Source organism: Streptomyces sp. NPDC051315, assembly GCF_044455165.1.
Lineage (GTDB): Bacteria > Actinomycetota > Actinomycetes > Streptomycetales > Streptomycetaceae > Streptomyces.
This window is the reverse complement of the sequence record NZ_JBITEN010000015.1, coordinates 138,163-149,137: the sequence shown is the minus strand read 5'-3', so window position 1 is coordinate 149,137 and position 10,975 is coordinate 138,163. Positions and strand designations below refer to the sequence as shown.

Below are 10,975 nucleotides of genomic sequence, written 5' to 3'. Positions count from 1 at the left end.
CCCTACACCCCCCCCCGGCGGCTGGTCGGCCGCTCCGGGGGGCCCCCCCCCGGGCCCCCCCCCCCCACCCCCCCCACCGCGCTGGAGCCTCCTACGTCCGGGGCTCCCTGCCTCAGACGCTCAGTGGCCGGCCTCCGCCGACTCCGACGCGGTCGCCGAGGCGGTGTCGGACGGGGCGCCGCTCTCGGCCGTGCCCTCTTCCTCGGAGCCCGCCGTGCCAGGCGTCCCGGAGGCCGACTCGCTCACGGACGGGGACGCGGACTGCGCCGGGGAGGTCGCGACCTCCGTCGGGCCCCACTCGGTGAAGTAGCTCTCGGCGGGGACGACGAAGGCGCGCAGGGTGACGTCGCCGGTCTCGCTGAAGGTGAAGGTGATCTTCTGGGCGTCGCCGTCCTCGACGGCCTCACGGCTGCTGGGCAGGACGGCACTGGCGTTGTTCTTGCCGCCGATGACGACCGAGCCGCCGGCCGGGACGGTCAGCTTGCCGCTGCCCTTGGCGGGCTTGAGCTCGGCGGTCTTGCCGGCGCCGTCCACGGAGATCGACTCCAGCGTCTGCGCGGTCCGGCCGCTGTTGAAGACGGTCGCCGAGATCACGGCCGGGCCCGTGGACTCTGGGTCGGGCTGGGTGATGATCACGACGTTCTGCAGCTTGATGTCGCCGACGGTGGCGGCGGCGTTGTCCGGCTTGATCTCCAGCGTCTGGGCGTCGTTGCCGGCGCCGCAGGCGGCGAGCGTGGCGATCGAGAACGCGAGGGCGGAGGCGGCGAGGGCGCCGCGTCGAAGGCTGCTGCTCACGGCGGCGGCAACTCCTTGGAACGCAGGGGCAGCTCTCCTTGGATAAAGCCGCCCTAAGGGTCTGTCAGCGGGCCTTAGGTTACCGAGCCGTTCCCGCGCCGCCGCACCCGACCCGCCTCTAGCGCGCTCCGGCGCCCCGGCGGGCGCCGTACGGGGACGTTCGTCACACTCAGTCACGCGTGTCACCGCTGTCACAACAGTCACAAGTGACCCACCAGTCACTTTGGCATCTCGGTGATCGCCCGTGCGTCGTCCCGCATTCACATAAGCGCCGCTCACGGGGGCTCGCGGATTTTCCGTGAAGGAATGCGAGGCCGTCCCGGGAATTGATCATCGCCTGTTCGACCGCCGGTGTGATCAATTCCGGAAACGGCGTGGATCCGACTCCGGACGCCGAACGGAGTAGCGGAAGTCGCACGTCCGGAACCGGACATATGGGGATGTTCGGCCATCCGGAGAGGGCTCCGGATGCGTGTAACGTACGCGTTTCACCCCCCTCGGAGAGCCGCTCCGACCTGCGAATACCTGCTTCCGGAGACGGTCCGCAGCACGTTCCTGTCGCTGTTGTCAAGCCCCGAGATATGCCCTGACCTGCGAAAACGCCATTCAGAAGACGCCGTATCCGTGTTACCCTGGATAGCCACGGAAGGGGTACCTGTCACATGACGTTCAAGGTTGGCGACACCGTGGTCTATCCCCATCACGGGGCCGCGCTGATCGAGGCCATCGAAACTCGCCAGATCAAAGGCGTGGACAAGACCTACTTGGTGCTGAAGGTCGCCCAGGGTGACCTGACGGTACGTGTGCCAGCGGACAATGCGGAGTTCGTCGGCGTGCGTGATGTGGTCGGTCAGGACGGACTGGACCGGGTCTTCGAGGTGCTGCGCGCGCCGTACGCCGAGGAGCCCACGAACTGGTCGCGTCGTTACAAGGCAAATCTGGAGAAGCTCGCCTCCGGCGATGTCATCAAGGTCGCGGAAGTCGTGCGTGACCTGTGGCGTCGTGAGCGCGAGCGCGGACTCTCCGCCGGTGAGAAGCGCATGCTCGCCAAGGCCCGCCAGATCCTGGTGAGCGAGCTCGCGCTCGCGGAGAACACGAACGAGGACAAGGCCGAGGCGCTCCTCGACGAGGTCCTCGCGTCCTGACGCCGACGCAAGCCGGCCTCGGCTCAGCACAGTGAAATGCCGCGGTGCCCGATGACGTAACTCCTGTCGCCGGGCGCTGCGGCATGTCGCGTTCCCGACGCCGTACGCCTGTTCCTCCCGGAGGGACGTCCCCCCGGTCCTGGCGTGCCGGGCCCGGGCAGCTGGCTCGACCGGCGCGTCACGGAAGGGTCCGGTCAAGGCGTCGCGCCCGGCACGCTGTCTCCGTACCCACCTAGGCCCGGCCGTCAAACCGGCGTTCTGCCGGGCAACGCCCGGCACGCACGCCCGCGGCGCCGCCGGAAGCACACACACCTGACAGGAACCGATGTCTGACGATTCGCTTCCCGCCCCCGCACCCGCCCGCACGGCCGCGGTGATTCCGGCCGCCGGCCGGGGCGTACGTCTCGGCCCGGGCGCCCCCAAGGCGCTCCGCACGCTGGGCGGGACCCCCATGCTGATCCACGCGGTGCGCGCCCTCGCCGCCTCCCGCGCCGTCTCCCTCGTGGTCGTCGTGGCCCCGCCGGAGGGCACCGCCGAGGTCAAGTCGCTGCTCGACTCGCACGCGCTGCCCGAGCGCACCGACTTCCTCGTCGTCCCCGGCGGCGAGAGCCGGCAGGAGTCCGTCAAGCTCGGCCTGGACGCGCTGCCGCCCGGCTACGACATCGTCCTCGTGCACGACGCCGCCCGCCCGCTGGTGCCCGTCGACACCGTCGACGCGGTGATCGAGGCGGTCCGCGAGGGCGCCCCGGCCGTCGTCCCGGCGCTGCCGCTCGCCGACACCGTCAAGGAGGTCGAGCCGGCCGCGACCCCGGGCGAGCCCGAGCCGGTCGTCGCCACCCCCGCGCGTGCTCGCCTCCGTGCGGTCCAGACGCCCCAGGGCTTCGACCGCGCCACGCTGGTCCGCGCCCACGAGACGGTGGCCGACGACGTCACCGACGACGCCGGCATGGTCGAGCGGATAGGGCTGACGGTCGTGGTCGTCCCCGGCCACGAGGAGGCCTTCAAGGTCACCCGCCCGCTCGACCTCGTCCTCGCGGAGGCGGTCCTGGCGCGCAGGAGGCTCAACGATGGCTTCTGAGACGCCTCCCGTCCTGCCGCGGGTCGGCATCGGCACCGACATCCACGCCTTCGAGGAGGGCCGCGAGCTGTGGTGCGCGGGCCTGAAGTGGGAAGGGGAGGGTCCGGGGCTGGCCGGACACTCCGACGCGGACGTCGTCGCGCACGCCGCGTGCAACGCCCTCTTCTCCGCCGCCGGACTCGGTGACCTGGGGCAGCACTTCGGCACCGGCCGCCCCGAGTGGTCCGGCGCCTCCGGCGTCACCCTCCTCACCGAGGCCGCCCGGATCGTGCGCGAGGCCGGCTTCACCATCGGCAACGTGGCCGTCCAGGTCGTCGGCCCCCGTCCCAAGATCGGCAAGCGGCGCGACGAGGCGCAGAAGCTGCTGTCGGAGGCGGCCGGAGCGCCGGTGTCGGTGTCCGGCGCGACGACGGACGGCCTCGGCTTCCCGGGCCGTGAGGAGGGGCTGATGGCGGTGGCCACGGCCCTGGTGATCCGGACGGCGGAGTGAGGACCGGCCGGTCCGGCGCCTGAGGAGGAGGCCGTTCGGGCCGACCGGTGCCCGGCGGCGCGGCTTCCGAAGGCGGCGCGGCGCGGACCGCCACCCTCCGGCTGGGGCGCCGCGGGCAATCATCACGAATGTGTGGCCCTGGAGTGGATGGGCGCGGGGCATCGCCCCACGCCCACTACCCTGGAGAGGTGACTATTCGCCTGTACGACACCAGCGCCCGGCAGATTCGTGACTTCACCCCGCTCCAGCCGGGTTGTGTCTCGATCTACCTGTGTGGTGCCACCGTGCAGGCGGCCCCGCACATCGGGCACATCCGCTCGGGCCTGAACTTCGACATCATGCGCCGCTGGTTCACCCACCGCGGCTACGACGTCACGTTCGTCCGCAACGTCACCGACATCGACGACAAGATCATCACCAAGTCCCACGACCAGGGCCGCCCCTGGTGGTCCATCGGGTACGAGAACGAGCGGGCGTTCAACGACGGTTACCGGGCCCTCGGCTGCCTGCCGCCGACGTACGAGCCGCGCGCCACCGGGCACGTCCCCGAGATGATCGAGATGATGCGCGGGCTCATCGAGCGCGGTCACGCCTACGAGGCCGACGGCAACGTCTACTTCGACGTGCGCTCCTTCCCGGAGTACCTCCAGCTGTCCAACCAGGAGCTGGACAACCTGCTCCAGCCGTCGGGTGACGGCGAGACGGGCAAGCGGGACTCCCGCGACTTCGCGATGTGGAAGGCGGCCAAGCCCGGCGAGCCGAGCTGGGAGACGCCGTGGGGCCGGGGCCGGCCCGGCTGGCACCTGGAGTGCTCGGCGATGGCCCACAAATACCTGGGCAGCGCCTTCGACATCCACGGCGGCGGCCTCGACCTGATCTTCCCGCACCACGAGAACGAGATCGCCCAGGCCAAGGCCTACGGCGACGAGTTCGCGCGGTACTGGGTGCACAACGCCTGGGTCACCATGAGCGGCGAGAAGATGTCCAAGTCGCTGGGCAACTCGGTGCTGGTGTCCGAGATGGTCAAGCAGTGGCGGCCCATCGTCCTGCGCTACTACCTCGGCACCCCGCACTACCGCTCGATGATCGAGTACAGCGAGGAGGCCCTGCGCGAGGCCGAGTCGGCGTTCGCGCGGATCGAGGGCTTCGTGCAGCGGGTCGTCGAACTGGCCGGGGGAGCCGTCGAGCCCGCCGCCGAGGTGCCGCCCGCCTTCGCCGAGGCGATGGACGACGACCTGGGCGTGCCGCAGGCCCTCGCCGTCGTGCACACCACCGTCCGGCAGGGCAACAGCGCGCTGGCCGCCGACGACAAGGAAGCCGCCGTGGCCCGCCTCGCCGAGGTCCGTGCCATGCTCGGCGTCCTCGGCCTCGACCCCCTCGACCCGCACTGGGCCGGGGAGAACGACCGGGGCGAGGACCTGCACGGCGTCGTCGACAGCCTCGTACGACTCGTCCTCGACCAGCGGGAGGCGGCGCGCGCCCGCAAGGACTGGGCGACCGCGGACGCCATCCGCGACCAGCTCAACCAGTCGGGGCTCGTCATCGAGGACAGCCCGCAGGGGCCGCGCTGGACACTCGGCACGCGCTGAGCGCTCCCTGATCGATCCTTGATCGATTGTGCCGCCCGGCCGTCCGGGCGGCACACTGCATTACGTACGCACACACGCATCACGACAGACGGGTAGGTCATGGCAGCCAACAACCGCCGCATGTCCGGCAAGAAGGGCGCGCAGGTCGGCAGCGGCGGCCAGCGGCGCAAGGGCCTGGAAGGCAGGGGCCCGACCCCGCCCGCCGAGATGCGCAAGGGCCACAAGAAGAACCGCCTCGCCACCGCCAAGGCGAAGCAGGCGGCACGCCGTCCGGCGCCGCGCGGCCGCGGCGGCAGGTCGGCGTCCGAACTGGTCGTCGGCCGCAACCCGGTCGTCGAGGCGCTGCGTGAGGGCGTGCCGGCCTCCACGCTCTACGTCCAGCAGTTCATCGACAACGACGAGCGGGTGCGCGAGGCGCTGCAACTCGCGGCCGAGCGCGGCGGGATCAACCTCATGGAGGCGCCGCGCCCCGAGCTGGACCGGATGACCAACGGCCTCAACCACCAGGGCCTGGTGCTGCAGGTCCCGCCCTACGAGTACGCCCACCCCGAGGACCTCGCCGCCGCCGCCCACGACGAGGGCGAGGACCCGCTGATCGTCGCCCTCGACGGCGTGACCGACCCGCGCAACCTCGGTGCCGTCGTCCGGTCCGTCTCCGCCTTCGGCGGTCACGGCGTGGTCGTCCCGGAGCGCCGCGCGGCCGGTATGACCGCCGGCGCCTGGAAGACCTCCGCCGGCACGGCCGCCCGCACGCCGGTCGCCCGAGCCACCAACCTCACCCGCGCCCTGGAGGCGTACAAGAAGGCCGGCATCGTGGTCGTCGGCCTCGCCGCCGACGGTGAGTCCGAGATCGGCGAACTCGAGGCCCTGCAAGGCCCGGTCGTCATCGTCGTCGGCAGCGAGGGCAAGGGCCTGTCCCGACTGGTCGGCGAGACCTGCGACTTCCGCGTGCGGATTCCCATGCCGGGTGGCGCGGAGTCGCTCAACGCCGGTGTGGCGGCGGGGATCGTGCTGTACGAGGCGGCGCGCCGACGGGGCTGAACGCGTGTTCGCCGTTCTCACCTGAACGGGTTAATTCCGGCGTGTAGGGCAACCTTGACGCGGTCCGGACAGATCCGGCGGGTCAGAGCAGTGTCCTAACCACACGTCACTCGGTTAGATGAGTGTGGACACCAGAACACCCCGCACACCCACGGGGGACCGCTCGTCGGGCTTCGACGACGCTCCCGCGCTGAGCATGGTGAAGGTGCCGAGCGATCCGGCGCAGGTCATCGTCACGCACGCGAGCTTCCGCGTGCAGTTGGGCGCGTCGACCCGGCGTAACCAATCCCCGCGCGTCGCCCGGCACTTGAGCGCCACCCAGGACACCACGCGTATCCCCGTCGTCGCGGCGGCGGGCAGCGCGGGCGCGGCCGGCACGGCCGCCGGGGCCCGTCGTCGGCCCGTCGTCTGGAGCGGCAGGTCGGCCCCGGACGACACCGGCGCCCACCGCCTGCTCCAGGCCGTGCGGGCGGGCAGCGTCAGCCACGGCGACGCGCCCACCGCCGACGCCGGCGCCACCCAGGTCATCCCCCGCGTCGGGGACGGCCACGGCTACGAGGGCTACGACGGCGACCTCACCACGCAGACCATCGAAACCCCGTTCGTCGGCCACCCGCGTGACCCCGGCGCCGGCGAGCAGCGGCTCCTGCCGCAGATGCGCACCGTCGGAAGCGCCTACGACGAACCCGGCTACGACGAACCCGGCTACGACCGGCCCGCCCACGACGACAGCCGGTTCGAGGACTTCGGCGAAGCCCTCGCGGCGGAGACCACCCCGCGCGGCAGGCGGCACGGCGACGACCCCGCCCGGCACGCCTACTTCCCGGGCCGCCGGATGAACCTCGGCGGGGTCCTGCTGCCGTTGCGCCTCCTGCTCGGCTTCATCTCCATCTACGCCGGCATGGGCAAGCTGTGCGACCCCGTCTACTTCGACGGCGGCGAGCGCGGTTCCATGGTGAAGTGGCTCAACACCCTGCACCCCTGGGAAGTCGCCGAGCCGCTGCGCCAGTTCGCCCTGCACCACCCCGTCGGCTCCGGGCTCGTCATCGCCTTCCTCCAGGTCGTCGTGGGCGTCCTCACGGTCCTGGGCTGCTGGCAGCGGGTCGCCGCCGCGGGCGGTGCGATGCTCTCCGCCGCGCTCCTCGTCACCGTCAGCTGGAAGACCGTCCCGGTCTACGAGACCCCCGACATCATCTACCTCGCCGCCTGGTCGCCGCTGATCATCGCCGGCGCCCCCGTCTACTCCATCGACGGCCGGCTCGCCGCCGGTGCCTGGCGCCGGCTCGGCCCGCGCTCCGACCTGTGGGAGCTGCGCCGCTACGTCCTGCGCCGCGGCGCCCTCGTCACCGCGGTCGTCGTCGGACTCACCCTGCTCGTCGGCTCCCTGCTCGGCGGTGCGGTCCGCGACGCCGACCGGGTCGTCGTGCCCGGCCCGGGAGAGGCCCCGCGCAACGAACTGCCCGGCGCCCCGCTGCCCGAGGAGTCCGGCAGGCACCGGCCCAGCGAGAAGCCGTCCGCGTCCACCTCGCCCACCCAGGGCGCGACCTCGCAGGCGCCGACGCAGGACGAGGAGAGCGCCCCGGGCGCCACCCGGGACACCGAGAGCGCCACCACCGGCGCGCCCAGCCAGACCCAGGGCACCGGCGGCGAGGCGCCGCCGCAGCAGTCCACCCCCGACGAGCAGCAGGCGCCCAGCACCAGCTCCGGGCCCACCTCCGGCGGCTCCGGCGGCTCCGGCGGCTCCGGTGGCTCCACCGGCGGCTCCGACGGCGGCGGTTCGTCCTCCTCCGGCCGGCCGGGCCTGGTGGGCGGGCTCCTGGGCTAGGGGCCCCCTCCTGGCCGGCCCCGGGACCGGGTTCACCCTACGACGACGGGGTCCCGCGCTTGAGAACGTGCGGGACCCCGTCGTCGTACGGCTGTGAAGGCCTCTCTCAGCGGCCCAGGGCGGCCAGTTCCCTCGCCGCCTCCGTGAGGTCCTTGGCGGTGTCGATGGCGCGCCAGTAGGCGCCCTGCGGGATCGGGAAGCCGGCCAGGCGGTGTTCGCGGGCCAGGCGCGGGAACGTGGTGCGCTCGTGGTCGCCGCGCTCGGGGAGCAGGCCGGCGAACTCGGGGGAGAAGACGTAGACCCCCGCGTTGATCTCGAACGTCGACGGCGGGGCCTCGATGAAGTCGGTGATGTGGCCGAACCCGTCCGTCTGCACCGCCCCCCAGGGGATGCGCGGGCGCGCCAGCGCGAGGGTCGCGACGGCGTCGCGCTCGGTGTGGAAGTCCGCCATGTCGCGCAGCGAGAAGCGGGTCCAGATGTCGCCGTTGGTCGCGTACCAGGGGCGGTCGGGGTGGGGCAGGTGGGCGGCCGCGTACTTGAGGCCGCCGCCGCGGCCGAGGGGCTCGGACTCGACGACCGTGGTGACCTTCACGGGGAGGTCGGCGGAGTCCAGCCACTGCTGGAGGACATCGGCGAGATGGCCGCAGGAGACGACGACGTCCGTCACGCCCTCCTCGGCGAGCCAGCCGAGCTGGTGGCCGATGATCGGCGTCCCCGTCCCGGGGATCTCGACCATCGGCTTGGGCCGGTCGTCGGTGTAGGGGCGCAGCCGGGATCCCTGGCCACCGGCCAGGACGACGGCTTGTGTGGGGCGGGACGCGGCGTGCGGATGGGTCATGCCCGCACTGTACGCGGCGCCCTTCCACGGTCGCGTGGCTCCCCCGGAGGGAAGCCACGCGGGGCTCAGCTGTGCGCTGTCAGGACGCCCGAGGCGAAGGACGTGTCGCAGACCGGGCGGGAGTAGGACTGGGCGCGTGAGGGGCCGTACACGCGGACGGCGGCGCGGCCGAGGGCGCGGGCGATGGAGGCGCAGTGCTTCGCCAGGGACGGCTTGCCGTTCACCGCGGCCTGGAGGTGGGTCAGCGCGACGCCCGGGTCCTTCTCCTGGAGCTCGGTCAGGAGCTGGTCGCGCAGGACGTCCTGCGGGGCCTGGGCGGCGCCCCGCGCGTCGCGGTGCGCTGTGGAGACGTCGGCGGCGGTGAGCACCGACTCGGAGGAGGGGTTCCCCGTCCAGTTGACCCGGGTGACCGCGAGGGTTCCCGAGAGCACCATGACGACGGGCAGGACGAGGGCGAGGGAGCGGCCGATCCGCCGGGCGGGGCCCCGGCCGCGTCGCGTCTGTGGGGTGCTGGAGTGCTTCACGGAGTGCTTCACGCGTGTGAGGGTAGCGCGGCGTAATGGCGCAGCGACCTTCAGTCACTCGGTCGGGGGATGATGTGGTGCTTCTTTTTGGGTAAGGGGTTGACGCGCACTGCTCGGAAGGCCCGGTGTGCCGGGGCGTACGGGGACAGCGGGAAGGGCCCCGCAGCAGCTGCGGGGCCCTTCTCGTCGAGCCGGGTGATCCGTCCCGGTGCGCGCCGCTCAGTCGGAGAGGCGCGCGCCCGTGGAGGTGGAGAACACGTGGGTCTCGCCGGCGCGCGGGACGACGTGCAGCGTGCTGCCCTTCTCCGGGACGTCACGGCCGCCGACGCGGACGACGAGGTCCTTCGACTCGCCGCCGACCTTGGCGGTGCCGTAGACGTACGCGTCGGAGCCGAGCTCCTCGACCACGTTGACGGTGACCGCGACGCCGAGGTCGGAGTCGGGGCCGGCCACGTCGAAGTGCTCGGGGCGGACGCCGACGGTGACCGTCTTGTCGGTGGCGGCGGAGAGCGCGTCACGCTGGACCGGCACGACCGAGTTGCCGAACTTCACGCCGCCGTCGGTGATCGGGACCTCGACGAGGTTCATCGCCGGGGAGCCGATGAAGCCGGCCACGAAGAGGTTCGCCGGGCGGTCGTACATGTTGCGCGGGGTGTCGACCTGCTGGAGCAGGCCGTCCTTGAGGACCGCCACGCGGTCACCCATCGTCAGGGCCTCGACCTGGTCGTGGGTGACGTACACGGTGGTGATGCCCAGGCGGCGCTGGAGCGAGGCGATCTGCGTACGCGTCGACACACGGAGCTTGGCGTCGAGGTTGGACAGCGGCTCGTCCATGAGGAAGACCTGCGGCTCACGCACGATCGCGCGGCCCATCGCGACACGCTGGCGCTGACCACCGGAGAGCGCCTTCGGCTTGCGGTCGAGGTACTCGGTGAGGTCGAGGATCTTCGCGGCCTCCTCGACCTTCTGCCGGATCTCCGCCTTGTTGACGCCGGCGATCTTGAGCGCGAAGCCCATGTTGTCGGCGACGGTCATGTGCGGGTAGAGCGCGTAGTTCTGGAACACCATGGCGATGTCCCGGTCCTTGGGCGGCAGGTGCGTGACGTCGCGGTCACCGATGCGGATGGCGCCGCCGTTGACGTCCTCGAGCCCCGCGAGCATCCGGAGCGAGGTGGACTTGCCGCAACCCGACGGGCCGACCAGGACGAGGAACTCGCCGTCCGCGATCTCGATGTCGAGTGCGTCGACGGCGGGCTTGGTGGAACCCGGGTAGATCCGGGTCGCCTTGTCGAACGTGACTGTGGCCATGGTGATGGGCCCCCTTCTACCGGCAGGAACGTGCCGGACGATCCGTTGTAGGAAGGTGGTTGGTGTAGTCCACACGGGTGAACTGGCTCAGGACGGTACCTGGCGTTCGCCTGGTCTGTCAGTACCCGAGGCCATGTGAACTTCGAGGAAATTTTCGACAGGGCACCCCTCGGGGCTGGGTACACTGCACGAGCATCTGTGTGCAGGCCTCCTTAGCTCAGCTGGTAGAGCACCGCTCTTGTAAAGCGAAGGTCGTCGGTTCGAGTCCGACAGGGGGCTCCGTGCCCGACCAGGGACAACGCCCCCGCGATCTTGGATCGTGGGGGCGTCGGCCGTGTCGGG

At 71.8% G+C, this 10,975-nt stretch carries 10 protein-coding genes and 1 tRNA gene; 7 read left to right on the top strand and 4 right to left on the bottom strand.

Annotation, left to right across the window (positions count from 1 at the left end):
* Positions 1-120 precede the first annotated feature (120 nt).
* Positions 121-795 (bottom strand): DUF461 domain-containing protein, encoded by a 675-nt coding sequence (locus tag ACIBBD_RS27000; protein WP_399422152.1) that lies wholly within the window; start codon positions 793-795, stop codon positions 121-123.
* Positions 796-1,457: 662 nt separating this feature from the next.
* On the opposite strand from ACIBBD_RS27000, the gene ACIBBD_RS26995 reads away from it, so the two are divergent.
* The 6 genes from ACIBBD_RS26995 to ACIBBD_RS26970 all read left to right on the top strand — a co-directional run bounded on the left by ACIBBD_RS26995 (position 1,458) and on the right by ACIBBD_RS26970 (position 7,963).
* Positions 1,458-1,940 (top strand): CarD family transcriptional regulator, encoded by a 483-nt coding sequence (locus ACIBBD_RS26995; protein ID WP_003953493.1) that lies wholly within the window; start codon positions 1,458-1,460, stop codon positions 1,938-1,940.
* Between the two features lie 325 nt (positions 1,941-2,265).
* The gene (gene ispD, locus ACIBBD_RS26990; protein WP_399422151.1) at positions 2,266-3,018 is read left to right on the top strand and encodes a 2-C-methyl-D-erythritol 4-phosphate cytidylyltransferase; all 753 of its coding nucleotides are present in this window, start codon (positions 2,266-2,268) and stop codon (positions 3,016-3,018) included.
* Entirely contained in the window at positions 3,008-3,508 is a 501-nt protein-coding gene (gene ispF / locus ACIBBD_RS26985; protein WP_399422150.1) for a 2-C-methyl-D-erythritol 2,4-cyclodiphosphate synthase, read from the top strand. Before ispD ends, ispF begins: the two co-directional genes overlap by 11 nt.
* Before the next feature lie 188 nt (positions 3,509-3,696).
* On the top strand, positions 3,697-5,097 hold the full coding sequence (cysS, locus tag ACIBBD_RS26980; protein ID WP_399422149.1) for a cysteine--tRNA ligase: 1,401 nt from the start codon (positions 3,697-3,699) through the stop codon (positions 5,095-5,097).
* A gap of 99 nt (positions 5,098-5,196) precedes the next feature.
* Entirely contained in the window at positions 5,197-6,138 is a 942-nt protein-coding gene (gene rlmB, locus ACIBBD_RS26975) for a 23S rRNA (guanosine(2251)-2'-O)-methyltransferase RlmB (RefSeq protein ID WP_399422148.1), read from the top strand.
* 118 nt (positions 6,139-6,256) lie between these two features.
* On the top strand, positions 6,257-7,963 hold the full coding sequence (locus ACIBBD_RS26970; protein WP_399422147.1) for a DoxX family membrane protein: 1,707 nt from the start codon (positions 6,257-6,259) through the stop codon (positions 7,961-7,963).
* A 106-nt stretch (positions 7,964-8,069) separates the two neighbouring features.
* Here ACIBBD_RS26970 and ACIBBD_RS26965 read toward each other — a convergent pair whose 3' ends face one another.
* From ACIBBD_RS26965 to ACIBBD_RS26955, 3 genes are all read right to left on the bottom strand, one after another.
* Positions 8,070-8,801 (bottom strand): NDP-sugar synthase, encoded by a 732-nt coding sequence (locus ACIBBD_RS26965; RefSeq protein ID WP_399422146.1) that lies wholly within the window; start codon positions 8,799-8,801, stop codon positions 8,070-8,072.
* A 65-nt stretch (positions 8,802-8,866) separates the two neighbouring features.
* Complete coding sequence (locus ACIBBD_RS26960; protein WP_399422244.1) at positions 8,867-9,325, bottom strand: hypothetical protein; 459 nt, start codon at positions 9,323-9,325, stop codon at positions 8,867-8,869.
* 219 nt (positions 9,326-9,544) lie between these two features.
* On the bottom strand, positions 9,545-10,633 hold the full coding sequence (locus ACIBBD_RS26955; RefSeq protein ID WP_399422145.1) for an ABC transporter ATP-binding protein: 1,089 nt from the start codon (positions 10,631-10,633) through the stop codon (positions 9,545-9,547).
* 206 nt (positions 10,634-10,839) lie between these two features.
* Between ACIBBD_RS26955 and ACIBBD_RS26950 the strand changes: the two genes are divergently transcribed.
* Positions 10,840-10,912: transfer RNA gene (locus tag ACIBBD_RS26950), tRNA-Thr, on the top strand.
* Positions 10,913-10,975: the final 63 nt, after the last annotated feature.